We start from the raw sequence: 22651 nt of genomic DNA on the forward strand, positions 1-22651 counted from the left end.
TCGAGAAACGCCGCGTGACGACTCTCGGGTCGTCCGGGATGCGCCCTGCGGGCAGACTGGGGCCATGCGCACCTGGGTGAAGATCTGCGGCCTGTCCACGCCCGAGACCGTCGACGCGGCCGTCGAGGCCGGGGCCGACGCCGTGGGGTTCGTCTTCGCCCTGGGCAGTCCGCGGACGATCGACCCCGCGACCGCACGCGAGCTGGCAGCCCGCGTGCCGGAGGGCATCGAGACCGTCGGCGTGTTCCGCGGCCAGGGCATCGGGACGGTGCTCGAGCTGGCCCGCGCCTCCTCGCTGTCGGCCGTGCAGCTGCACGGCGACGAGACCCCTGCCGACGTGGCCACCGCCCATGCGGCGGGCTTCCGGGTCATCCGCGCCGTGAGCGCCGCCGCCTACGCGGCCGAACCCGAGGAGGCGCGTGTCGCCTACCGCGAGGACGCCCTGCTCCTCGATGCGGTCGACCCGGGTGCCGGTGCCGTCTTCGACGCCGGGCCGCTGTACGCCAGGCCACCGAGCCGGCAGTGGTTGCTTGCCGGGGGGCTCACGCCCGACACCGTGGCCGGCTTGCTCGAGGGGTTGAAGACGATCGGCGCGGTGGGAGTCGACGTCAGCTCGGGAGTCGAGTCGAGCCGCGGCGTGAAGAGCGTCGACCTGATCCGTGCGTTCGTCGAGGCCGCCCGAGGCTGAGCGAACCGGACCTCAGCCGATCAGTGCCCCGGCGTCCGCGATGAACCGGTCGACGTGCTGCTCGGTCGTGTCGAACGAACACATGAGGCGCACTTCACCCGTCGCGCGGTTCCAGTCGTAGAAGTGATGGGTTGCGCGGAGCGGCTCGACGGCGTGTCGGGGCAAGACGACGAAGAGGGCGTTGGCATCGACTCGCTGCGTGACGGTGACCCCCGGTAGCGCGGACAGCCCGGTGGCCAGGCGCGTGGCCATGGCGTTCGCCCGTGTCGCCGACCGCAACCAGAGGTCACCGTCGAGCATCGCCAGGAACTGCGCCGAGACGAAGCGCATCTTCGAGGCCAGCTGTGCGTCCATCTTGCGCAGGTACACCAGCCCGGCCCGCGCCTCCTCGGTGAAGGTGACGACCGACTCACCCAGCACCAGACCGTTCTTGGTGCCACCGAACGAGACCGAGTCGACTCCGGCATCGCGGGTGATCGCCCGCAAGGGCACGCCGAGCGAGGCGGCCGCGTTCGCGAGACGGGCGCCGTCGAGGTGCACGCGCATGCCGAGAGTGTGCGCGTGGTCGGTGACGGCGCGGATCTCGTCGGGCGTGTAGACCGTGCCCAGCTCGGTGCTCTGCGTGATCGTCACGGCCAGCGGCTGTGGCCTCTGCTGGTCACCCCAGCCGTAGGCCTGCCGGTCGATCAGGTCGGGCGTCAGCTTGCCGTCGGAGGTCGGTACCGTCAGCAGCTTGATGCCGCCCAGGCGCTCGGGTGCCCCGCCCTCGTCGGTGTAGACGTGAGCGGTCGTGGCGCAGACCACGGCCGCCCACCGGGGTGTCAACGCTTGCAGTGCGGCAACGTTCGCACCGGTGCCGGTCAGGACGGGGTCGATCGCGGCCCCTTCGCCGAACGTCTCGACGACGACCTCGGACAGGCGCCGTGTGTAGGGATCGGCGCCGTACGAACCGACGTGGCCGCCGTTGGCGTCGACGATCGCCTGCAGCACCTCGGGGTGGGCCCCGGCGTAGTTGTCGCTGGCGAACGAGTGGACCGAGGGATCGTGGAGGCGCGTCACCCGTCGATTCTGCCCGACCGCCGACCCCTCGAGGCCTCAGGAGGTGCGGATCATCCGACGACGGAGCCTCCGGGGCGAGCCGAGCGCCCGAAGGCCGGGGCCGCCCCGGCTTGTGCAATTCAAATACCACACGTAGAGTTGCATGTGACACTTCGTCGACTTGACGCCTCGCCCGGTCGAACCCGCCGGGCGATCCTTCCACCCCGAGAGGCCCCGTCATGCTGTTCGCCCACGCCCCGAAGCTCGTCTTGGCCGGTCCGTACCCGATGATCCGTCCCGTCGCCGATCGGGCGGCAGCGCTCGACGCCGAGGTCGTCGTGCTCTCGTCCGAGCTGACCACCCCGATCGACGACATCGTCGGGTTCGACTGGGCAGTGGTGGCGATCGACGCCGCCACCCCCACGGCGGTGCAGCTCGACCGCGCGGTCCACAGCCTTGCGAGCGGCCTGCGACGCGGCGCCTTGGTCGTCGTCGCCTCGGATCGTCCGGTCACGCAGGCGGCGAAGCGCTTCGCCGACGACCTCGCCGAGGCCAGCGGGCTCGCGACCGGCGAGTCGTTCGCCGTGGCCGCCTACGAGGTCGGTGTCGTCGCCTGGGCCGCCGACGCCCAGGCCGAGGACGAGGCGGCTCATCTGCTCCAGCGCATCGGAGCTCCGGTGGGGGGTGGGGTGCCCGCTGCCTGACCCCGTCGTCCGGCCGGCCCTTCGGGTGTGCGACAGGATGGACCCATGGGTGGAGTGCTGATCGGGTTCGCGATCATCGGTGTGGTGATCGCGACGGGCTACGTCGTCGGACGCGTCGACCTGCTCGGGGCGTCCGGCCACCGGGTGCTCTCGCGCCTGGTGTTCTTCGTCCTGACGCCCTGCCTGCTGTTCTCCACGATCTCCCAGGCCGACGTCCACGTGTTGTTCTCCCGATTGCTCGTCGTGTCGGCCCTCGCCTCGCTGATAGCCGCGGTCCTGTCCGTCCTCGTGCTGAAGGTCGTACTCCACCGCAGCACCGCCGACACGACAATCGGCACGATGGGGGGCGCCTACGTCAACGCGAACAACATCGGTCTGCCGGTGGCCACCTACGTGCTGGGTAGCGCCACGTTCGTCGCGCCGGTCCTGCTCTACCAGCTGCTCGTGCTCACACCGATCGTGCTGGCCGTCATGGACACCGTGACGAATCGCGGCAGCAGCATCGGGCGCACCATCGCGCGCCCGTTCACGAACCCCCTGCTGATCGGGTCCGTGCTCGGCGTGCTCGTCGCGGTCACCGGTCTCGAGATTCCCCAGGCCGTCCGCGAGCCCTTCGACTTGGTGGGCGGGGCCGCGGTGCCGGTCGTCCTGCTGTCCTTCGGCATGTCGCTGCACGGGTCGAAGCCGTTCCAGGCAGGCCAGGGGCGGTCCGACATCGTCGTGGCCGTCGTGTTGAAGCTGGTCGTGATGCCGGTCACGGCCTGGCTGCTCGGGGCGTTCGTGTTCGACTTCGATCGAGACGAGCTGTTCGTGGCGGTCGTGCTCGCAGGGCTGCCGTCGGCTCAGAACGTGTTCAACTACGCCCAGCGCTACCGGACCGGGGTCGTCGTCGCACGGGACACCGTCCTGGCGACGACGATCTTGTCGGTGCCCGTGCTGGTGCTGGTCGCGGCGCTGCTCGCCTGACCCGCGCCTCCTGGCGTCGAGCGCCGCAGGCGAGCGGTGCCGGGACTCAGAAGATCATCGGTCGGTCGTCGTCGAGCTCGGTCTCGAGATCGAGGTCGACGACCACCGGTACGTGATCGCTCGGGGCGTCGCCCTTGCGCTCGTCACGGTGGATCGCCACCGAGGTGACGAGGTCGTCGAACGGCTTCGAGCCCAGGATGAAGTCGATACGCATGCCCTCGTTCTTCGGGAAGCGCAGTTGCTTGTAGTCCCAGTACGTGTAGCCCTCGGGGAGGCGCGACCGCACGACGTCGGTCAGGCCGACCTCCTCGAAGCGGAAGAACGCGTCGCGTTCGGGCTGGCTCACGTGGGTGTGGCCCTCGAAGACCGACATGTCCCACACGTCGGTGTCGAGCGGAGCCACGTTCCAGTCGCCCATCAGGGCCAGTGGCCGATCGGGTCGCTCGGCGAGCCAGGTCTCGGTCTCGGCGGCGAGCTTGGCGAGCCAGTCGAGCTTGTAGGCGTAGTGCGGATCGGCGAGCTCGCGCCCGTTCGGGACGTAGAGACTCCAGAGGCGGATGCCCTCGACGGTGACGCCGATCGCGCGCGCCTCCTTGGGCTGATCGGGGCCTTCGAGGCCCTTGGCGAAGCCGGGCTGCGTGGGGAAGGTGATCTCTACGTCCTCCATCGGCAGACGGCTGACGAACGCGACGCCGTTCCACTGGCTGAGACCGTGCAGCTCGACCTCGTAACCGGCCTCGCGGAAGGCGTCGTAGGGGAACTGCTCGGGCTTGCACTTGATCTCTTGCAACCCCGCGACGTCGACGTCTTCTCGGACGAGCCAGTCGACGACCCGACCGACTCGAGCCCGGACGGAGTTGACGTTGTAGGTCGCGACGCGCATGAAGCCACGCTATCAACGGGGGCCCTGTGTGAATCGGCCCTCGACGTGCTGCACCTCGCGGTCGCCGAGCGGCTGGACGGGACACGCGGTGGCGAAGCCGGGCGGGGTGCGAGGGGGAGCTCGGTGGTTCGTTGCCCATAGGGCATTGAGGCCGTTCACTTGTGTCACCGACTAGAGTAGAAACGAGACATGTCTCATGATTCACGCAGGGGGGCGGCCGGAGCCCCGCAGGGCAGCCACTACGAGCGGGCACGCGGCGTCGCCCCCGTCCGCATCGAGACGTACCCGAAGCGTCACCAGGTCTCCGTGGACGTGCGGTTGGCCCGGCTCGCCCGCTCGGCGGTCGTGCGCTACGAGGACTTCTTCCTGCCGTCCGCCACAGGGGCGGACCTGCACCGACTGACCACACGATCGATCGAGCGGTCGTCCCGAGACGGCCGTTGAGCCGGGCCGCCCCGACGTTCCCGGGCCGCCTGCTCTACCATGGGTCACCGTGACCGACGCACGCACGCAGCTCATCGACTACATCGGCTCCGAGGCCGTCTTCCACGGCGACTTCACGCTGACCAGCGGCAAGAAGGCGACGTACTACATCGACCTCCGCAAGGTCAGCCTCGATCACCGTGTCGCACCCTTGATCGGCCGGGTCATGGTCGACCTGATCGACGAGGTCCCGGACGTGTTCGCGGTCGGGGGCTTGACGATGGGCGCCGACCCGATCGCGGCCGCCGTGCTGCACCAAGGCGTGGCGCTCGGCAAGGACTACGACGCCTTCGTCGTCCGCAAAGAGCCCAAGGACCACGGCCGAGGCAAGCAGGTCGAGGGCCCCGACCTCGAGGGCAAGCGGGTCGTCGTGCTCGAAGACACCTCGACGACCGGCGGTTCGCCCCTCGCCGCCGCCAGGGCTCTCGAGGCCGTCGGAGCCGAGATCGCCGCGGTCGCCGTCGTCGTCGACCGCAGCACCGGAGCCCGCGAGGTGATCGAGGCGGCGGGCTACCCCTACTACGCCGCCATCGGGCTGGAAGACCTCGGGCTGAAACCGTGACCGACAACCGGCGGAACGGCGAGGACGGCGACGGTGACGACGCCGGGCGCGACGACGCCAGCGACTGGCTCGCCGCGCAGTTCGACGGCCCCGTCGAAGACGACGACACGGCGTCCGACACCCCGTCAGGAGGCGCGGGTGGCGCTCACGACGTCGCCCCCGAGGACGTCCCCACCCAGGCGTTCGACCTGTCGCCGGCCCCCCTTCCGTTCGTCGTGCCCGAGTCCCCGGCGGGGACGACTCCGCCCAGGACCTCGGGTCACCCCCAGGCTCTCGACCTCGGGGCGCTGACGGGTGCCGTGCCGCCGCCGCAGCCCCCGTCGTCCGTGCCGACTCCGGACCCTGCCGCGCAGTCCGAGTCGTCGCGTTCCGACCTCGGACCGGCGGACGGGGCCGATCATGCCGACCCGCCATCGGACCCCGAGGACGCGAACGACCGGACCGACGCCAGCGACGAGCCGGGGGCCTTCACGGCCTTGATCTCGGCGCCCCGGCCCGAGTCCGCCCAGCCCGCGACCTTCGACTGGGATGCGCTGCCAGAGCCAGAGCCAGAGCCAGAGCCAGAGCCCGAGCCCGAGCCAGAGCCAGAGCTTGAGCCCGAGCCAGAGCCAGAGCCCGAGCCCGAGCCAGAGCCAGAGCCAGAGCCAGAGCTGGCACCGGCATTGTCACCGGAGCCGGAGGTCGAGCCCGAGCCAGAACCCGAGCAGGACGCGGGCTCCCGCAAGGGTCGTGCCGATGCTCCGTGGTGGGTCGAAGAACACCACGAGATGACGCGGCGGGAGCGCCGCTTGGCGGAGGCCGCAGGGGCCGCGGGCGCCGCGGCGGCCGCAGCGGCCGCTTCCGGGGTCGCGTCCGGTGTCCCCGGAGCCCCCTCGGCGCCGACGCGCGTCCCCGGTGTCGAGGTGTCGTCCCCCCAGGCGTCCGAGGCCGAGCCCCCCACCACCGGCGACCGCGAACCCACCTTCACCGAGATCCTCGGCGTCGTCCCGTCCACCTCCGTCGAGGATGCCGCGCCCACGGGCTCGCGGCACGAGCCGGAGCACGCCGTCCCCTCCGCGGACGTCCCCGCCGCGTGGTCTCTGTCCGGCTCGGGCGAGGAGCCCCGTCACGAGGTCGAGCCGACGCCCGACGCCGACGACGACGAGGGTCTGGACGACGTGACCGAGGTGACGACCGCGACCGGCCTGTTCGCGCCTCCTCGTTCCGCGCTCGACGAACGTCGCGACGTCGCCCACGCCCCGGACGTGGCCGGTGCCGCGGACCACGCCACCCCGGTGCTACCCGGTGTCTCGATGAGCGCCACCGCCGCTCCGACGGGCGAACGGCCGCGCCGTGAGGTCGGAGCAGCCGGCGTCTTCGTCCCGCGGACCCGTCCGGCCGACGAGACGCCTGCGGCGGCACCCCGCACGGCCGGTCTGGCCGAGTGGGTGCGGACGCACAAGGTCCTTGCCGCCCTGGGGGCAGGGCTGGTCATCGTCCTGCTGCTCGTCGCGTTGTTCTTCATCTCGAGGTCGCTCTTCGCCTCGACGGACGACGTGACGGGTGATCCGTCGGTCGCCGCGGCGCCGACCGCGGCCCGGACGGTGACGGCCGCCCCGGTCGAGCCCGCCGCCGAGGTCGTCCCCGCGGGTCCGCTGTCGGCCGGCACGCATTCGTACGCCGAGCTGCAGGGCGGTGAGTGCTTCTCGGCCTTCGAATCGGCCTGGCAGCAGGACTACGAGGTCGCCGACTGCGCCCAGCCGCACGTGGCGCAGCTCACCCGCCTGGGCACCCTCGAGGGTGATGCTGCAGCTGCCTACCCGGGCGCCGACGTGCTTCAGAGCCAGATGAACCTGCTCTGCACCGGCTCGGACGCGCTCGACCGGCAGGCCGCGGCGGCCTACCCCGACGTGCAGCTGCTCGCGAGCTTCCCGGCCGACGCGGAGGCGTGGGCCGCGGGCGACCGCACCTATTCGTGCTTCGTCAACCGCAGCGGTGGCGAGGCCCTGACCACCAGCCTCGTCGCGGTCGCGGGTTGATCGATCGACTCGCCCGCGCCTCCACGACCCCGGAGGGTCAGGCCTCGGACGGGACCACGTCGGACTCGACCGGTTCGTTGCGCACGAGTTCGTGCACCCCGGCCAGGATCTCGTTGGGCCGGAACGGGTAGCGGTCGATCTCGGCCTGGTCGCTGATGCCCGTCATCACGAGGATCGTGTGCAGACCGGCCTCGATGCCCGCCATGATGTCGGTGTCCATCCGGTCGCCGATCATCGCGGTGTTCTCGCTGTGGGCGCCGATGCGGTTCATGGCCGAGCGGAACATCATCGGGTTCGGCTTGCCGACCACGTAGGGCTCCTTGTTCGTCGCCTTCGAGATCATCGCGGCGATCGCGCCCGTGGCGGGCAGCACGCCGTCGGCGCTGGGCCCCGTCGCATCGGGGTTGGTCACGATGAACCGTGCCCCGCCGAGGATCAGGCGCACGGCCTTGGTGATCGAGTCGAACGAGTAGTTACGGGTCTCGCCCACGACGACGTAGTCGGGATTCGTCTCGGTCATGATGAACCCGGCCTCGTGCAGGGCCGTCGTCATGCCCGCCTCGCCGATCACGAACGCCGAACCGCCGGGCATCTGCGAGCGGCAGAAGTCGGCCGTGGCGAGGGCGCTCGTCCAGATGCGCTCCTCGGGCACGTGCAACCCTGACGCGCGCAGTCGGGCGGCGAGGTCGCGTGGGGTGAAGATCGAGTTGTTGGTGAGCACGAGGTAGGGGGTGCCCTCGTCCTGCCACTGCTGGATCAGCTCGGCGGCCCCGGGCAGTGCGTGGTTCTCGTGGACGAGGACGCCGTCCATGTCGGTCAGCCAGCATTCGACGTCTTCGCGTGCACCCATGCGGTCACCTTAGCGAGGTGCCCTGACGACGAGGAGGCGCGAGCCGCCTCCTCTCACCGCCTACCCTGGTCGGATGCCCCAGGACGAGTCCCCGACGCCGCCGAACGACGAGCTGACGCACGGGGTGGGGCCCTGGCCGGGAGGCGAGGCAGCCTGGCCGGAGGGGGACCACTTCGACCCCGAGCTGCTCCGCGAGGGCGACCGGCGGAACGTCGTCGACCGTTACCGGTACTGGACGATGGAAGCCGTGGTCGCCGACATCGACGCCCACCGGCACGGCTTCCACGTGGCGGTCGAGAACTGGCAGCACGACATGAACATCGGCTCGATCGTGCGGAGTGCCAACGCCTTCGCGGCCGACACGGTCCACATCATCGGACGCCGTCGGTGGAACAAGCGCGGCGCGATGGTGACCGACCGGTATCAGCACGTGGTGCACCATCCCGACGTCGAGACGTTCCTGGCGTGGGCGCGCGAGCAGCGCCTCCCCGTCCTCGCCGTCGACAACGTCGAGGGTTCGGTGCCGATCGAGACGTTCGACCTGCCCGAACGGTGCGTCCTCGTCTTCGGGCAAGAGGGACCGGGGTTGTCGCCGGAGGCGCTCGCGGCGGCCGAGGCCGTGCTCGAGATCTCTCAGTTCGGCTCGACGCGCAGCATCAACGCGGCGGCAGCCGCTGCCGTGGTGATGCACGCCTGGGTCGTGCGCCATCGCTTCTCGGCCCCTGCGGGCACACGTTGACCTGACTCATATTTCACACCTATACTCTTGATGATCGGCCTGAGGGTCGTTCACTTCCTGTCTCCCGAGCAGAAGCGAGAGTGCCCCGTGCCGTCGTCCACCTCGTCCGCCGCCCCCGACGGATCCCGATCCGTCCCTCGGGTCCTGTTCATCGCGGCACCGTTGATGGCCCGCAGCGGTGTCTACCGGTCGACCCACGACCTGGTCGCCGAGGCCCGGGCACGGGGGCTCGACTGGCGGGCCGTCCTGGGGCTGCGTCCGACGGCTCGTGGCACCGTCGCGAACACCCCGGGGGTCCGCGAGGTCACGGTGCGCGCCCACGGTCGTGCGGTTCTCGACGAGGTCGCGGATCTCGTGTCGAGCGCTCCCGAGGCCCATGCAGCCGACGTGGTCGTCACCCTCGTCACCCAGAGCGACGTCGCCCTCGCCCGGTCTCGTGGTCGCGGGTCCACGCCCTGGGTGGCGTGGGTACGCGGACTGCCCTGGCCCGCTCCCGGTGAGCAGGGGCACCTTCGCCGGGTCGCCCTCCGTCTCGTCGAGGGTCGGGCCCTGCGCGAGGCCGACGACGTCTGGGCGACGACGCCCGTGCTCGCCGACGAGGTGGCGCGGGCCCGCCGTCCCCACCTCGTCCCAGCCGGCATCCGCCTCTCCGCCCGGAGATCCTGGGGTGAAGCCGCCTCGCCTCTCGTCTGGGCGGCCCGGTTCGACGTCGACAAGCGACCCGCCGCGTTCGTCGAACTCGCTGCCCGGGCCGGTGTGCCCGGTCGCCTGCACGGGCAGGGTCCGCTCGAGGCTCGGCTGCGCGCCTCCCTGCCCGAGGGCGTGACCATGCCCGGGTGGGTCGACCCTGCGAGGCTCTGGGACGATGCCGGGCTCTTCGTCGGAACGGCCTCGCGCGAGGCCTTCGGCCGGAGCGCCGTCGAGGCGGCCGCCGCAGGCGTGCCCATTCTGCTGGGCGACAGCTACGGTGCCGCGCCCCTCCTCGTGACCGACCCCGACCTGCGACGACGCCTCGTCCTGCCCGTCGGCGAACCCGACCGGTGGCTCGCGGCCGTCCGCGACCTGACCGGCGACGCCGAGCTTCGTCGGGCGGTCTCGGACCACGTCGCCGGCAACGCTTCGCTCCTGTCCGTCGCTGCCTCGGTCGACGCCGTGGTCGACCGTCTGTCCGAGCTCGGCGTCACGGCGGCCGCCCGATGAGTCGCTCGACCCGCCGCGGGGCAGGCGTCCCTCGCCCGGGCACCGGTCCGCTCCGCGTGCTCCAGTACGGGGTGCACGACACGGGCTACCCCCGAAACGTCCGCGTGCGGGCCCATCTCGAACGGCAGCTCGGGGCATCGGTCGTCATCGCACCGCGGTCGCGGGCCGCCCGCCGGTCGCTCCGCGCGATCGATGACGTCCGCGCGCTCCTCCGGGGCGCGCGTCATGCCGACGTCGTCCTGCTCTCCGAGTTCCGGCTCGGCCACGCGCCGCTCGCTTGGCTCGTCGCCCGGCTGCACGGAGCCGTCCTCGTCGTCGACGGGTTCGTGGGGCTGTACGAGACCGTGGTGGACGACTGGCGTCGGGTCTCTCCGGCATCCCCCGCGGCCCTCCGGTTCCGTGTGCTCGACGCCGCCGCCGTGAGGTTCGCGGACGTCTACCTCGTCGACACCGAGCCCCGGGCCGCCGAGATCGTCCGGCGGCACGCCCCCTCGGCGCCGGTCCTCGCGCTCGCGGTCGGCGCGCCGGCCTGGGCCACCTGGCAGCCGCCCGCTCCGCCTCACGACGCCCTCCGGGTGCTCTACTACGGGGGATACATCCCCCTGCACGGCGTCGACCTCGTCATCGACGCCCTCGCTCTGGTCGGGGCACGTCGTCGAGTCGAGGTCGTCCTCGTCGGCGACGGTCCCGCCCGCCGGTCCGTCGAGGCGCGCGTGGCTCGAGCGGGCCTCGCCGACCGGTGCGCCTTCGTCGACGCGGTGGCCGAGAGCGAGCTCGTCGACCACATCGCCCGGGCCGACGTGGTCCTCGGAGTCTTCGGCTCCTCGACCAAGGCCCGCGGTGTCGTGGCGAACAAGGTCTGGCAGGGGCTCGCATGCGGTCGGACCGTGATCACCCAACGATCGAGCGCCCTCGACGACGTCCGACGCGAGGTGGGGGGCCTGCTCGTCCAGACCGAGCCGGCCAGCGCCTCCTCGATCGCGGACGCCCTGGTCGCGGCCCGGCCCGCCGATCAGGCGCCGGCGCCCCGCGACGTGGCCGCGCGCCTCGAGGCGACCGTCCAGCGATCGTACGACCGGTTCTCCGACCACCTGGCGGCGCTCGGCCTCGGCCTGGGCCCGGTCCGCTCGTGAGGGGACTCGGGCGGCAGGTCGGCCGTCTCGCCCTCCACCTGCTCGTGCCGGCCCTCAGTGCGGCCGCCCCCCTGGCCGTGATCCCCGCGGTCACCTCCACCCACGGGGCGTCGGGGTGGGCCGCCGTGGCGGTCGGATCCTCCGTCGGCATCGCCACGGCGGTCGTCGCCGAACTCGGGTGGGGCATCGTCGGTCCGCAACGCGTCGCCCGAGGCACGCGTCCCCCCGGAGGCCTCTTCGCCACGGCATTGGCCAGCAAGCTCGTGGCGACCGCGGTCCTGCTGCCCGTCGCCGCGGCCGTGACGGTGGTCGTCGCGGGCGATCACCGACCGGCGGCCGTGCTGGTCTCGGTGGGTGTCGCGCTCGGGGCGCTCAGCCCGACCTGGTACTTCATCGGTCTCGGGCGTCCGCTGTTGATCCTCCTCGCCGAGACCCTCCCGCGTGTGCTGGTCTCGCTCGCATCGGCCGGTGCGATCGCAGCCGGTGCTCCGCTCGAGGTCTACGGCGCCGGCATGGTTCTCGCGGCCGCCGTCACCTTCGTGGTGGCTCCCCGTCTCGGCGGGGCCCGTCTGCCCGGAGCGGCCGACTTCCGCGCCGTCCCGTCCGTCGTGCGATCCCAACTCGTCCTCGTGGTCGGGCGGGGCGTGGCGACGACCTACAAATCCCTGCCCGTGGCTCTCCTGGGCGCGGTGTCGCCTGGTTCCGTGGCCGCATTCGCCGCGGTGGACCGGCCCCTGCGCATGGGGCTGCAGGTGGTGTCCGCGATCCCCGACCGCCTGCAGACCTGGGTGGGAGTGCCCTCCGCCGAGCTCGCGCATCGTCGCAGTGTGATCTCCCTCGGGGTGAACGCCTCGCTCGGTCTCGTCGTCGGCGTCGGTTTCGCGACGTGCATGCCGGCCGTCGCCGTCGTCCTCTTCACGGGAGCCGTCCCGGTGTCGCCCGACCTGGCCGTGGCAGGAGGTGTCCTCGTCGGCGTGATCTGCGCGTCACGCGGTGCCGGTCTCGCCCTCGTGAGCGCCGGGCGTCACGTACACACGACCACGGCGTCGATCGGTTCTGCGATCGTGGGCGTCCCGGGAGTCCTGGTGCTCGGAGTCCATCTCGGCGCGTCCGGAGCCGTGTGGGCACTCGTCCTGGCCGAGACCGTCGGGTTCGTCGTCCAGCTCTCGGCCCTGGCGCGATCGAGCCGGCATCGGGCCGTGCCCGAGCCCGTGCCCGAGCCCGAGCCCGAGCCCGAGCCCGAGCCCGAGCCCGTACCCGTGCGCGCCGCGGTCCCCGCGTCGGCTCCGGACGTCCAAGGGCAGGCGCTCCGATGATCGTCGCCCTCGCCGCTGCCCTGACGGCGGCGCTCGTGGCGCTCATCGGCGGGCTCCTCCTGCCGGTCGACCGGAGACGGGGTGCGGCGCTCGTCGTCGCCGTGGCCGTGCTCGTCTCCACGACGTCGGGGTCGGCGCCCGAGGTCGTCCGCCACGTCGCCGTGGCCACCGTGGTCGGACTCTGCGGGGCGGCACTCGTCTCACCCCGGTCGTGGGTGATCGGGCGCCCTCGGGCCACGATGGCGACGTCGGTCTTCTTCGCCTTCTCGATCGTCTGCGTGCTGGTGCTCGCCCCCTCGACCATCGTCCTCATGTCCGAACTCGCGGCGATCGGGATCGCGATCTCGTGGCTCGTCGCGACGTCCTCACCTCGAGACGTCACGGTGTTCGTCCGGGGGCTCGTCGCCCTCGGGCTCGTGCAGGTCGCGTTGGGAGTCGTCGAGCTCACCGTCACGCACCGCCCGTTCCCCTTCGGGTACAAAGTCCTCGCGACGGGCCGGTCGTTCGTCAGTGAAAACAAGATCCTGCCCGGTGGTCTCGTGCGGATCGAGGGCACCCTCGGCCACCCCATCCCGTACGCCGTCTTCCTCGCCGTCTGCCTGGTCGTCGTCCTCGCGGCGCGGGGCACCTTCCCCGCCTGGTTCCCGTCGGTCGCGGTCGTCGCGCTGTCGACAGGCATCCTCCTGTCGGGCAGCCGCAGCGTCGTCGTCGGGGTCCTCCTCGCCGTGACCTACGTCCTGCTGACCTCCGAGGCGCGGACCCGGGCCACCAAGATCGTCCTGGTGGGGCTCGTGGCCGTCGCGGCCTCCGCCGCCCTGGCGTCCGAGATCGTCCAGGCGGTCGAGACGCTGCTGGCCTCCGGCTCGTACGAGAACCGCATGGGGGCGTTGCGAGCGGTGTCCGGACTCATCGGGCGGCCCGCCCTCGAGGCGGTGGTCGGCAGCGGTTTCGGAAGCGAACCCGAACTGTACGCGCGAGGGCTCCTGCCCCAAGAGGGGTTCACGGTCGTGGACAACCAACTCGTGACGACGCTCGCCACGTTCGGCATCACCGGAGTCGTCTTGTTGGTCGCCGTGCTCGTCATCGGGTTCGTCCACGCCTCCCGAGTGGGTCGCGCGGTCCTCGTCGTCATGATCGTCACGCTGTTCTCGTTCGACTACCTCGTCTGGTTCTCGATGTCCGCTGTGCTCTGGGCCTTCTGCGCGCTGGACGACCGGTCGCATGACGGCCGATCAGGGGCGGACCCGTCCGGATCGGACCGGGCTGACGACGTCCGTGGTCGGGACGCGCGCACGCTCGTCGACTCGCCGGATCGGTAGCCTGGCCCGGGTGGTGTCAGGCTCGCAGGGCACGCCCGAGATAGGTGGCGACCACGTTCGCGGCGGCGACGATCTGCGCGGTCGACCTCGCATAGACCTCTGCCGTGCCCCCGAAGGGGTCGATCACGTCGTCGTCCTCCGCGGTCACGAGGCGCCCTGAGCCGCGGCGAGCGGCCGCCAGTGCCACGGCCCTCTGCAGCCGGACGGTGTCGTCGGGAGCCGTCGCCCTCGCCCGCTCGGAGTCGTCGGGGTCGACGAGACGGCTCAGGCGGGCGAACTCACGCAGGGTGAAGGTCGACCGGTTCGCTCGGGGGACCATCGACACGACGGCCCGTCGGTGCTCCCGGGCGAGCGCGAGGACGAGGGGGGCCTGGTCGACGGCCTCGACCGTCAGCTGACGGCCGCGGTGGGTGGCCAGGTCGAGCCCCAGGCGCTGGGCGGCGTCCAGGGTCGCTCGCGGTGACGGACGGCCTTCGAGAGCGGCCGTCCCATAGCTCTCGACCACGGCTCGCGTCGCCTGGCGCAAGAGTTCGGCGGCCAGCGGCGAGCGGCAGACGTTGCCGGTGCACACCACCAGCAGGGGAGGGGTGGTCAACGGGCGTCCACCGCCGATGTCGTGGACGAGCCCGATGTCGCGGACGAGTCCGCGGTCGCGGACGAGTCCGCGGTCGCGGAGCCGTAGTACGCGCCGTACGCGCCGTACCCGTAGGCGCCGAGGCCCTTGGTCGGAGCCATGGTGAGGACGATCCCCACGGTGCGGCTGCCGATCTCGGAGATGGCGGCGAGGGCCTGTTTCAGCTGGTGACGCGACGATCGCTGTGCGGCGGTCGCCACGATCACACCCGTGACACAGCGGCTGAGGACGGCGGCGTCGGTCACGGGGAGCAGGGGCGGGGAATCGATGACGACGAAGTCGTAGTCGATCTCGACCGCCGAGACGAGGCTCGCCATGGCGAGCGAGCCGAGCAGTTCGCTCGGATTGGGGGGAACGGTGCCCGACGGCAGGACGTGGAGGTCAAGGTTTCCCCAGGGCTGCACGGCGTCGACGAGTTCCGCCCTGCCGACCAGCAGGTCGGTCAACCCGATGGCGCCTTCGAGTCCCATCATCTCGGCGACGCGAGGTCGACGCAGGTCGGCGTCGACGAGCAGCACGGAGGCCCCGGTCTCGGCCAGGCAGACGGCCAGGTTCGCGGCCGTGGTCGACTTGCCCTCGCCGGGCATCGCCGACGTGACGACGAACGTGCGGTTGTGGCCCTCGAACGACACGAACTGCAGGTTGGTGCGGAGGGCGCGGTACGACTCGGCGAGCGGGCTGCGGGGTTCGTTGTGGACGATCAGCGGCGCCGTGGAGGCTTCGGTGTGGAAGCCGATGCCCCCGAGCAGCGGCGCGTCCGTCACCTCGCCGATGTCGGCTTTGCTGCGGATGCGTGTGTCGAGGGTGTTGCGAAGGAGGGCCAGGGCCGTGCCCGAGAGGAGGCCCAGACCGAGTGCGAGGCCGATCCAGAGGACCGGCTTGGGCTCTGTCGGCCTGGTCGGGACGGCAGGATCGTCGAGGGTCTCGACGGTGACGAGTCCATTGCCTCCGCCCACGGGTCGTTCGAGCTGCTCTTCGACCACCTTCTCGAAGCTCGCGGCCACGGCGCCGGTGAGTCGAGCGGCCTGGGCGGGGTCGGGATCGGACACCGAGATGTCGATCAACGACGTGTTGACCGGGCTCGAGGCCGAGATCTTCGCGGCGAGCCCCGCGGGCGTCGTGTCGAGCCCGAGATCGGCGATGACGGGTTCGAGGACCCGTCCCGAGGTCACCACGGAGACGTACGACCTCACCTTGGCCTGGGCTGCGCTGCTGCCCTGGACGAGGTCGCCGGCGTCCGACGAGCCGATCGACGAGACCGAGACGAAGAGCTGGGTCGACGACGAGTACGACTTCGCCGTCGCGAGCGAGGCGGTCGCCCCGAGCAGCACGGCGCTCAGGGTGACGACGACGATGAGGAGCCACCGTGTGCGGACGATGGTGATGAAGGTCTTGAGTTCCATGGAGTTCTTCCCTGCTGAACGGCGTGGTGTCGGGTCGGGGCTGGTCGGGGGCTGGGCTGGTCGGATCTAGGAGGATCGGAGGGTCGGCAGCCCGAGCGCCTCGCGGACGACGTCGGCCTTCTGTCGCCACGTGGCGTCGGGAGGGATCACACCCGGGAGCCGAGGGACCCTCGTGCCGACGGTCTCGAGTGCGGCGAGCACCGAAGCATGCTCGGCGGCGTCCGCGACGGTCACCCCGTCGAGGCCGCGCGCGTCGATGCCGCAGATGGCCGTGCTGAGGACGGGCAGCCCCGCCGCGCGGTATTCGTACGTCTTGATGACGTCACCACCGACCTCCCGCTCGCCGACGTGGTGGGGCACCCATCCGAGGTCGAAGGTCTGCAACAGGGCCGGAACGCGGTCGTAGTGCACGTCGCCCAGCAGGGTGACGTTCGGCGACTCGGCGAGCACCCGGTACTCGGCGTCGAGCACGGGGCCGGCGAACACGAACGACACATGGGGGAGGGCAGCGACGGTGGCCAGGATGCCGTCGAGGTCGAGCCTCCGTCCGATCTTGCCCACGTAGCCCACGGTGGTCGGGCCCGTGGCACGGCTGGTGCCGTCGAAGCGGTGGGGGTCGCACCCGTTGGGCAGCAGGACGACGTCGGTGCGTCCGTGACGTCGAGCGAGGGCGGCGGTACCCGCGCCGTTGGCCGTGACGACGTCCGCGCGGGCGAACGCCGCGGCGTAGGCCTCGTCGACCTCGCCGCGGATGCTCTCGAAGGCGTAGTGCCGGCTCCAATCGTCGAGCAGGTCGAGGACGACCCGTCGGGGGCCGACGAAGGGGTTGGCGGAGGCCGGGGCGAGGGCGGCGAAGGGATTCCAGACGAGCGCCGGCACGGATGCCGAGGACGGGGGCAACGAGGGGTAGCAGCGGGCGGACGCGACCCACCAGCGTCGTGGATCACGCGGGTCGGGCAGCCGGAGGGTGATCGCGTCGACCGACCGGGTGCCCGCGGCGGCCACGCCGACGGGACGGCGGCGGGTGACCGAGGTGACGAGGGGCTCGGGCCGCGACACGACGGTGACCCCGCCGCGGTCCGCCAGCTCGTGACCGAGCCATTCGATGAGATGGCCGTCGCGTGTGCGGTAGCCCTCGCCGAGCAGTTTGCGTTGGCCGTGCATCGGGTACGCGAGCAGGGCAGGTGAGCCGAGGGCGGCGCGGCGCGTTCGGGTCGTGGGCACGGTGGTCTTTCGTCGAGAAGTCGCGGGGGCTCGCGCACCCGTCACAGCCGTGGGCCGTGTGTGATATCTCAGTATTGCATAGCGGAACGAGTCCTGCCACGGTGACGACGTCCGTCGTGACGGTCGTCGGGGATGATGGGGGGATGACCTCCACGAACCTGCTCGGTGTGCCCGAGACCCGCCTGCCCGCCGAACCCGACGTCGTCGCCGACCTCGAGACGCAGACGACGGTCGAGGTCGTCACCGCCCACCCCACGTCCTCGCTGGCCTGGGCCCTGCTCAGCGACGAGGCCGATGCCCGTGGTGCCGAGCTCGAGGCCTACGCCTACGCCCGGGTCGGCTATCACCGGGGGCTCGACGCCCTCCGCAAGGCCGGCTGGCGCGGGCAGGGCCCCGTGCCGTGGTCGCACGAGCCCAACCGCGGCGTGCTGCGGTCGCTCTTCGCCCTCCGCCGGGGTGCGGCCGCGATCGGCGAGACCGACGAGGTCGAGCGCCTGACGACGTTCCTCGCCGACGCCGACCCGAGCGTCCTGCCGACGCTCGAGACCCGGGCGGGCTGAGCGGGGCGATCGTCAGGGGAACGCAGGAGGCGCGGGTCACCCGACCCGCGCCTCCTGCGTTCCCGGCGTCCGCCGCAGGCCTCAGCCAATCAGCGACGGCCGCAGGTCTCGCATCGTCCGCGCCCGCGTCATGCGGGCGGTCGCCACCCAGGTCAGCAGGAGCGCGCCGAGCAGCCAGGCCGTCAGCACGCTGGCGTCCCCCCAGGCCGCTGCCGAGCTGCCGCCGTACATCACCTGGCGCAGGCCGTCGGTGGCGTAGCTCATCGGCAGCACGAAGTGCAGAGCGGCGAGCGGGGCGGGCAGGGTCTGCCACGGGAACGTGCCGCCGGCCGTGACGAGCTGCACGACCATCAGCACCAGGCCGAGGAACTGCCCGACGCTGCCGAGCCAGACGTTGAGCGTCATGATGATCGCCGCGAACGCCGCCGAGGCGAGGGCCATCAGCCCGATCATGCCGAGCGGGTGGGCGACCTCGAAACCGAGGGCCTCGGTGACGATGAAGTACAGCGCGACCATCTGCACCACGCCCAGCACGACCGGGGCCAGCCAGCCCGCCAGCGAGATGCGCACGGGAGCCTTGACGGCCGTGATGGCCCGCTTCGAGATCGGCTTCACGATCAGGAACAGCGCGTACATGCCGATCCAGGCCGCGAGGCTGATGAAGAACGGGGCCAGGCCCGCGCCATACGTGCCGGCGCTGGTCAGCGCGTCGTCCGTCACCGAGACGGGGTCGCTGATGGCGCTCGCCTGATCGTCTCGCGTCTGCTCGGTGCTCGCCGGGATCTCTCCGAGCCCACTCTGCAGGCCGTCGCGCAACTGCGTCGTCCCGGTGTCGATGTCGACGATGCCGTCACGCAACGAGGTGGACCCGCTGCTCAGCGTGTCCAGGCCGGTCGCAAGGGTCGAGGCGCCCGTGGCGGCGCTCGCCGCGCCGGTGGAGAGCTGCGACGAACCCGTGGCGGCCGCCGAGATGCCCTGGGTCAGGGTGGGGGTGGCGGCGGCCAGGGTCGCGGCACCGGTCGAGACCTGGTCAGCACCCGTGGCGAGCTGTCCGACCTGGGTGTCGAGGCCCTGGATCTGGGTGTTCGCGTCCTCCAGGGCGGCGGTCAGGGACTCGGTCGCGGGCGCGAAGATGGCGGCGATCTGCTGGATCTGCTCGGCGGTGTACCCCTGGTCGGTCAGGGCCGCGGCGATCTGTTGCTGAGCCTGCTGCTGGGCTGCGGGCAGGGCGGCCGCAGCCGTCGCGCTCGTCGAGGCCGCCTCGGCGACACCGGTGGCCAACGCGTCGTTGCCGGCTGCCACCTGCGCCGCACCGTCCGCCAGGGTCTGCGTCTGAGCGGGCAGGTTCGTCGTCTGGGTCTTCAAGGTCTGCAGCCCGGTGTCCAGGGACGACGCGCCCGAGCTGAGTCCGCTCGCCCCGTCGGCGAGGGTGTGGGCCCCGGTCGCCGCGTCGGTCGAGCCGTCGACCAGCTGGTTCGCCCCGGCGACGGCCGAGCCGGTGCCGGCGACGAGCTGATTGGCCCCGTCGACGGCACTGCCCAGATTCGTGCGCACGTCGGCGAGACCGACCAGGAGGCGGCTCGCCGCCTCTTTGCCGACCTTCTCGGTGACCGAGGCCCGGATGGTCTTCGCGGCCTGTTCGGCGATCGTAGATGACAAGTAGCTGTTGACGTCGCTCGTCGCGAGGGTGATCTGGGCCCGGGTCGGGTCGTCACCACTCGCCGAGGTCAGGTCGTCGCTGAAGGTCTTCGGGATCGTGAAGGTGAAGTCGTAGGTCTGGTCGCGCAGACCCGCCGCGGCCTGCGCGGCCGAGACGACGTGCCAGTCGAAGTCGCCGCCGTCGGTGATCTGGTCGGAGACCTCGTCGCCGTAGTTCACGGCCTCACCGTCGACCGTCGTGCCGGCGTCGGTGTTCACGAGGGCGGCGGGGATCTGGTCGAGCTTCGCGTAGGGGTCTTGGTTGGCCCACAGGTAGAGACCGCCGTAGAGCAGCGGCACGGTCATCAGGGCGACGAGAGCCAGACGGGCGAGCGGGGTGGCGGTGAGGCGCTGCAGCTCGGAACGGACGAGGGCGAAGATCTTCACGGCTGGTCGCTTTCGACGGAGGTGTCGGGGGTGGTGGCGACCGCGATGTCGTCGGAGGAAGGGGGAGTGGCGATGTCGGACGCGGACGGCGCTTCGGGCGAGGGCTCGGGTCCGGGGGCGAAGTCCGGCGTCGGGAGCGACTCGATGGTCGCGAGGGCGGCGAACCCGGTGATCGTCAGCACCGTGTAGTCGCGGCTGACCAGATCGTGCACCACCGAGAGCCACGCCGCGACGTCGCCGCCGTGACGTTCGGGAGTCGTCACGATCAGCCCGCGGACCTCGGGCCGGAGCACGGCCAGTTCGCAGAGCAGGCGTACCCGCAGCTCGGTGGGCAGGGCGCTCATGCGGGTCCGTTCGTGCTCGCGGAGGCCGATCTCGTCGAGAAGCACACGCGCCGAGGCCTTGTCGGCGCGGAGTCCGGCGAGGGCGAGTTCTTCTCGGGCGACCTGCACGACCGTGAGGGCCGGGAACGGCTCGGCGACGGTGGGGGTGTCGACGAGCGCGAAGGAGGCGCGGATCGCCGCGTCGTCCGTCCGACCGTCGACCGTGACCCGCCCCGTCTCGGGGTGCATGCGGCCCCCGGCGACGAGCGACGCGAGGGTGGGAGCGTTCTCCGTCTCGACGGCCACGAAACCGGGGCTCCAACGATCGGCGGTCGCCGTGAGTGGGGGGAGGGCGGCACCGGGGCCGTCGCCGATCGCGACGTCTCGCAGGTCGAGTCTCATGCGCGTCGTCCTGTCGACGGGTCGGAGGGGGAGCTGGTCACGGGTTCGGGAGGCAGGGCGAGCGCGGGGGTCGTCGCGACGAGGTCGCCGGCGGTACGCCAGTCGAGGCCGACGACACCGAGCACGGCGAGCATCACGAGTCGATGGCCCTCGGCGCGGCTGAGGTGTCGGGTCGTCGCCTCGTCGAGCACCGACAGGGCAGCGCCCTCGACGAGGTGGGCGAGGGTGCGCAGTGCGATGTCGTCGCGCATACGCCCCGACTCGACCCCGCGCCGGACGACGTCGCGCACGGCCGTGCGCAGGGGGGCGAGTGCTTCGCCGACCTCGTGGGCCATCGGGCCGCGGACGGTCAGTTGGGCCATGACGCGCACGTGCTCGACCTCGGCCCAGAGTCGGGCGGCGAGGGAGGCGAGCTGCACCACGGGGTCGTCGATCGGCGCCGGGCGGGCCGCGGCGCCGACACGGGCGGCACCGCGCAGCGTGACCTCGCGGACGAGGTCGTCGCGGGTCGCGAAATGGCCGTACACCGAGCGGCGTGAGAGACCGGCCTCGGCGGCGATGGCCTCGAGCGACACCGCCGGGTCACGGTTGAGCAGGAGCGCGGCGGCGGCGATCAGCGCGTCGCGGTTCGCGGCGGCGTCTCGCCTCGGCGCACGTGTTCGGGCATCGGTGGAAGGCATGTCTCCACTGTACGAACTTGCACACCCATGTGCAAGTTAAATCTCGACGAGACCCTGTGTCAGCGCCGACGGCGCAGGGTCGCTCGCAGCGCCTCCTCGTAGGCGTCGCAGACCGATTGCCAGGTGTAGGCGTCCGCGGCACGGGTGAGGGCCGCCGCGCTCAGGCGCTCCTGCTCGGCGGGGTCGTCGAGCAGGGCGGTGACGGCGGCGGCGATGGCTGCGGGCTCGGGCGCGACCAGGGTGCCGGAGCCGTCGAGGACCTCGCGGTTGTAGACCGTGTCGCGGGCGACGACGGGCGCCCCGGCGAACATGGCCTGGACCAGGGCCGGGTTCGTGCCACCCACGCTGTGGCCGTGGAAGTAGGCCCCGGCGTGTTGCCAGAGGGCGTGCAGGCGGTCGTCGTCGCTGACGTGGCCGAGCCAGGTCACACGGTCGTTCTCGTCGGCCAGCCTGCGCACGAGCTCGTCGAGCTCGCCGCCGTAGCCGGTGGAGCCGACGATCACCACGTCGTGTCGCTCCGCGATGGCACGGGCCGCCTCGACGAACTCGACCACGGTGTTCTCGGGGACGAAGCGCGCGACGACGAGGGCGTACCCGCGGTGCCGCTGGCCCGGCTCGACCGGCAGGTCGGGGACCGGGTCGCCGCCGTAGGGGATGAACAGGCCGTCCACGCCGAAGTCGACCTGCCAGCGCCGGACGATCTCGCGGGCGTCGCAGATCAGGCCGTTCGCGAAGCGTGCGCTGGCCTTGGCTCCGAGACGGAAGACCGTCTTGGCGGCACGTCCCCACTTGGCGCGCTCCCACTCGATGCCGTCGACGTTGACCAGCACGGGGATGCCCCGCAGCCGCAGCAGGGGCAGCCAGAAGCCGTTGGCCACGTTCATCACGAGGGCCGCGTCCGGTCGCCGCACGAGGGCGTCGAGCACCGCGGTCAGGCCGTAGCTCAGGGTGCTGAACGATTTGCTCTCGACGCCCCGCGTCAGGCGGGAGGTCACGCGACGGTCGCGGGCAGGGTCGTCGTCGCGGGTCGAGCCGTCACGACCGTAGACCGTGACGTCCCAACCGGCGTCGACCAGGGCGGGCGCGATGCGGCGGACCGCGGTCTCGAAACCCCCGTAGTAGCTGGGGTAGCCGCGGGTGCCGATGACGGCGACCGACGGGCGGTCGGTCGCCGAGCGGCGCGGGCGCAAGGGGCGGGCAGTCATCGAGGTCGATCCGTTCGGCCGGTCTTCAGAGCAATGCTCGTAATATACCGATTTCCTGCCCGCTCCTGCTGCCGCGACCGCTCCTAGTCGTCCGACTCGCTGGGGCGCGTCGGCGCTCGCGACGCGAACGCTGGCGCGTTCGCTCCTAGTCGTCCGACGCGCTGGGGCGCGTCGGCGCTCGCGACGCGAACGCTGGCGCGTTCGCTCCTAGTCGTCCGACGCGCTGGGGCGCGTCG

The 22651-nt window shown here is 71.8% G+C and carries 22 protein-coding genes; 12 read left to right on the forward strand and 10 right to left on the reverse strand.

Annotated elements, in window-relative coordinates:
* Window positions 1-64 precede the first annotated feature (64 nt).
* On the forward strand, window positions 65-688 hold the full coding sequence (locus HRF36_RS14875; RefSeq protein ID WP_173211244.1) for a phosphoribosylanthranilate isomerase: 624 nt from the start codon (window positions 65-67) through the stop codon (window positions 686-688).
* 12 nt (window positions 689-700) lie between these two features.
* Here HRF36_RS14875 and HRF36_RS14880 read toward each other — a convergent pair whose 3' ends face one another.
* Window positions 701-1747 carry a low specificity L-threonine aldolase gene (locus HRF36_RS14880; RefSeq protein ID WP_173211246.1) on the reverse strand — a complete coding sequence of 349 codons (1047 nt, stop codon included), beginning with the start codon at window positions 1745-1747 and terminating at the stop codon, window positions 701-703.
* Between the two features lie 218 nt (window positions 1748-1965).
* On the opposite strand from HRF36_RS14880, the gene HRF36_RS14885 reads away from it, so the two are divergent.
* Both HRF36_RS14885 and HRF36_RS14890 read left to right on the forward strand, forming a co-directional pair.
* Window positions 1966-2430, forward strand: coding sequence for a hypothetical protein (locus HRF36_RS14885; RefSeq protein ID WP_173211248.1), 465 nt, complete (start codon window positions 1966-1968; stop codon window positions 2428-2430).
* Between the two features lie 45 nt (window positions 2431-2475).
* Complete coding sequence (locus HRF36_RS14890) at window positions 2476-3396, forward strand: AEC family transporter (protein ID WP_173211250.1); 921 nt, start codon at window positions 2476-2478, stop codon at window positions 3394-3396.
* Between the two features lie 46 nt (window positions 3397-3442).
* Here HRF36_RS14890 and HRF36_RS14895 read toward each other — a convergent pair whose 3' ends face one another.
* Window positions 3443-4279 carry an exodeoxyribonuclease III gene (locus HRF36_RS14895; protein ID WP_173211252.1) on the reverse strand — a complete coding sequence of 279 codons (837 nt, stop codon included), beginning with the start codon at window positions 4277-4279 and terminating at the stop codon, window positions 3443-3445.
* A 189-nt stretch (window positions 4280-4468) separates the two neighbouring features.
* Here HRF36_RS14895 and HRF36_RS14900 point away from each other — a divergent pair, with 189 nt between their 5' ends.
* Genes HRF36_RS14900 through HRF36_RS16345 form a run of 3 tightly spaced genes read left to right on the forward strand, consistent with a single transcriptional unit; the run spans window position 4469 to window position 7342 of the window.
* On the forward strand, window positions 4469-4723 hold the full coding sequence (locus HRF36_RS14900) for a hypothetical protein (protein ID WP_173211254.1): 255 nt from the start codon (window positions 4469-4471) through the stop codon (window positions 4721-4723).
* A 49-nt stretch (window positions 4724-4772) separates the two neighbouring features.
* Window positions 4773-5324, forward strand: coding sequence for an orotate phosphoribosyltransferase (gene pyrE / locus HRF36_RS14905; protein ID WP_173211256.1), 552 nt, complete (start codon window positions 4773-4775; stop codon window positions 5322-5324).
* Window positions 5321-7342, forward strand: a complete 2022-nt coding sequence (locus tag HRF36_RS16345; RefSeq protein ID WP_173211258.1) for a septum formation family protein — start codon at window positions 5321-5323, stop codon at window positions 7340-7342. The genes pyrE and HRF36_RS16345 overlap by 4 nt, the downstream gene beginning before the upstream one ends.
* Before the next feature lie 37 nt (window positions 7343-7379).
* Here the strand turns inward: HRF36_RS16345 and HRF36_RS14915 are convergent, their stop codons facing one another.
* The gene (locus HRF36_RS14915) at window positions 7380-8192 is read right to left on the reverse strand and encodes an HAD-IIA family hydrolase (RefSeq protein WP_173211259.1); all 813 of its coding nucleotides are present in this window, start codon (window positions 8190-8192) and stop codon (window positions 7380-7382) included.
* 73 nt (window positions 8193-8265) lie between these two features.
* On the opposite strand from HRF36_RS14915, the gene HRF36_RS14920 reads away from it, so the two are divergent.
* The 5 genes from HRF36_RS14920 (at window position 8266) to HRF36_RS14940 (ending at window position 13899) form a co-directional block, all read left to right on the forward strand.
* The gene (locus HRF36_RS14920) at window positions 8266-8931 is read left to right on the forward strand and encodes a TrmH family RNA methyltransferase (protein ID WP_173211261.1); all 666 of its coding nucleotides are present in this window, start codon (window positions 8266-8268) and stop codon (window positions 8929-8931) included.
* An 87-nt stretch (window positions 8932-9018) separates the two neighbouring features.
* On the forward strand, window positions 9019-10131 hold the full coding sequence (locus HRF36_RS14925) for a glycosyltransferase family 4 protein (RefSeq protein WP_173211263.1): 1113 nt from the start codon (window positions 9019-9021) through the stop codon (window positions 10129-10131).
* Window positions 10128-11264, forward strand: a complete 1137-nt coding sequence (locus HRF36_RS14930; protein ID WP_173211265.1) for a glycosyltransferase — start codon at window positions 10128-10130, stop codon at window positions 11262-11264. The genes HRF36_RS14925 and HRF36_RS14930 overlap by 4 nt, the downstream gene beginning before the upstream one ends.
* Window positions 11261-12580, forward strand: a complete 1320-nt coding sequence (locus HRF36_RS14935; protein WP_173211267.1) for a hypothetical protein — start codon at window positions 11261-11263, stop codon at window positions 12578-12580. Before HRF36_RS14930 ends, HRF36_RS14935 begins: the two co-directional genes overlap by 4 nt.
* Window positions 12577-13899 (forward strand): hypothetical protein, encoded by a 1323-nt coding sequence (locus HRF36_RS14940; protein ID WP_173211269.1) that lies wholly within the window; start codon window positions 12577-12579, stop codon window positions 13897-13899. The genes HRF36_RS14935 and HRF36_RS14940 overlap by 4 nt, the downstream gene beginning before the upstream one ends.
* A gap of 16 nt (window positions 13900-13915) precedes the next feature.
* On the opposite strand, the gene HRF36_RS14945 is transcribed toward HRF36_RS14940, so the two are convergent.
* From HRF36_RS14945 to HRF36_RS14955, 3 genes are all read right to left on the reverse strand, one after another.
* Window positions 13916-14494, reverse strand: coding sequence for a low molecular weight phosphatase family protein (locus tag HRF36_RS14945; protein ID WP_173211271.1), 579 nt, complete (start codon window positions 14492-14494; stop codon window positions 13916-13918).
* Complete coding sequence (locus tag HRF36_RS14950) at window positions 14491-15936, reverse strand: polysaccharide biosynthesis tyrosine autokinase (RefSeq protein WP_173211273.1); 1446 nt, start codon at window positions 15934-15936, stop codon at window positions 14491-14493. The genes HRF36_RS14945 and HRF36_RS14950 overlap by 4 nt, the downstream gene beginning before the upstream one ends.
* 66 nt (window positions 15937-16002) lie before the next feature.
* Complete coding sequence (locus HRF36_RS14955) at window positions 16003-17160, reverse strand: glycosyltransferase (RefSeq protein ID WP_217271347.1); 1158 nt, start codon at window positions 17158-17160, stop codon at window positions 16003-16005.
* Window positions 17161-17303: 143 nt separating this feature from the next.
* On the opposite strand from HRF36_RS14955, the gene HRF36_RS14960 reads away from it, so the two are divergent.
* Entirely contained in the window at window positions 17304-17720 is a 417-nt protein-coding gene (locus tag HRF36_RS14960; protein ID WP_173211275.1) for a DUF3151 domain-containing protein, read from the forward strand.
* Between the two features lie 81 nt (window positions 17721-17801).
* Here HRF36_RS14960 and HRF36_RS14965 read toward each other — a convergent pair whose 3' ends face one another.
* The 4 genes from HRF36_RS14965 to HRF36_RS14980 are packed head-to-tail and all read right to left on the reverse strand — an operon-like array spanning window position 17802 to window position 22415.
* Window positions 17802-19805, reverse strand: a complete 2004-nt coding sequence (locus tag HRF36_RS14965; protein ID WP_173211277.1) for a YhgE/Pip domain-containing protein — start codon at window positions 19803-19805, stop codon at window positions 17802-17804.
* Entirely contained in the window at window positions 19802-20530 is a 729-nt protein-coding gene (locus tag HRF36_RS14970) for a hypothetical protein (RefSeq protein WP_173211279.1), read from the reverse strand. Before HRF36_RS14970 ends, HRF36_RS14965 begins: the two co-directional genes overlap by 4 nt.
* The gene (locus HRF36_RS14975; protein ID WP_173211281.1) at window positions 20527-21210 is read right to left on the reverse strand and encodes a TetR/AcrR family transcriptional regulator; all 684 of its coding nucleotides are present in this window, start codon (window positions 21208-21210) and stop codon (window positions 20527-20529) included. Before HRF36_RS14975 ends, HRF36_RS14970 begins: the two co-directional genes overlap by 4 nt.
* A 59-nt stretch (window positions 21211-21269) precedes the next feature.
* On the reverse strand, window positions 21270-22415 hold the full coding sequence (locus HRF36_RS14980) for a glycosyltransferase (protein WP_173211282.1): 1146 nt from the start codon (window positions 22413-22415) through the stop codon (window positions 21270-21272).
* Window positions 22416-22651: the final 236 nt, after the last annotated feature.

Origin of the sequence: Frigoribacterium sp. VKM Ac-2836 (genome assembly GCF_013248995.1) — a bacterium.
GTDB lineage: Bacteria > Actinomycetota > Actinomycetes > Actinomycetales > Microbacteriaceae > Frigoribacterium.

What these genes read in the sequence shown, in the direction of transcription:
- HRF36_RS14950 (WP_173211273.1), bottom strand. Translation starts at nt 15,936, where the DNA reads ATGGAACTCAAGACCTTCATCACCATCGTCCGCACACGGTGGCTCCTC.
- HRF36_RS14915 (WP_173211259.1), bottom strand. Translation starts at nt 8,192, where the DNA reads ATGGGTGCACGCGAAGACGTCGAATGCTGGCTGACCGACATGGACGGC.
- HRF36_RS14960 (WP_173211275.1), top strand. Translation starts at nt 17,304, where the DNA reads ATGACCTCCACGAACCTGCTCGGTGTGCCCGAGACCCGCCTGCCCGCC.
- HRF36_RS14900 (WP_173211254.1), top strand. Translation starts at nt 4,469, where the DNA reads ATGTCTCATGATTCACGCAGGGGGGCGGCCGGAGCCCCGCAGGGCAGC.
- HRF36_RS14895 (WP_173211252.1), bottom strand. Translation starts at nt 4,279, where the DNA reads ATGCGCGTCGCGACCTACAACGTCAACTCCGTCCGGGCTCGAGTCGGT.
- HRF36_RS14970 (WP_173211279.1), bottom strand. Translation starts at nt 20,530, where the DNA reads ATGAGACTCGACCTGCGAGACGTCGCGATCGGCGACGGCCCCGGTGCC.
- HRF36_RS14890 (WP_173211250.1), top strand. Translation starts at nt 2,476, where the DNA reads ATGGGTGGAGTGCTGATCGGGTTCGCGATCATCGGTGTGGTGATCGCG.
- HRF36_RS14930 (WP_173211265.1), top strand. Translation starts at nt 10,128, where the DNA reads ATGAGTCGCTCGACCCGCCGCGGGGCAGGCGTCCCTCGCCCGGGCACC.
- HRF36_RS14980 (WP_173211282.1), bottom strand. Translation starts at nt 22,415, where the DNA reads ATGACTGCCCGCCCCTTGCGCCCGCGCCGCTCGGCGACCGACCGCCCG.
- HRF36_RS14940 (WP_173211269.1), top strand. Translation starts at nt 12,577, where the DNA reads ATGATCGTCGCCCTCGCCGCTGCCCTGACGGCGGCGCTCGTGGCGCTC.
- HRF36_RS14875 (WP_173211244.1), top strand. Translation starts at nt 65, where the DNA reads ATGCGCACCTGGGTGAAGATCTGCGGCCTGTCCACGCCCGAGACCGTC.
- HRF36_RS14920 (WP_173211261.1), top strand. Translation starts at nt 8,266, where the DNA reads ATGCCCCAGGACGAGTCCCCGACGCCGCCGAACGACGAGCTGACGCAC.
- HRF36_RS14885 (WP_173211248.1), top strand. Translation starts at nt 1,966, where the DNA reads ATGCTGTTCGCCCACGCCCCGAAGCTCGTCTTGGCCGGTCCGTACCCG.
- HRF36_RS14975 (WP_173211281.1), bottom strand. Translation starts at nt 21,210, where the DNA reads ATGCCTTCCACCGATGCCCGAACACGTGCGCCGAGGCGAGACGCCGCC.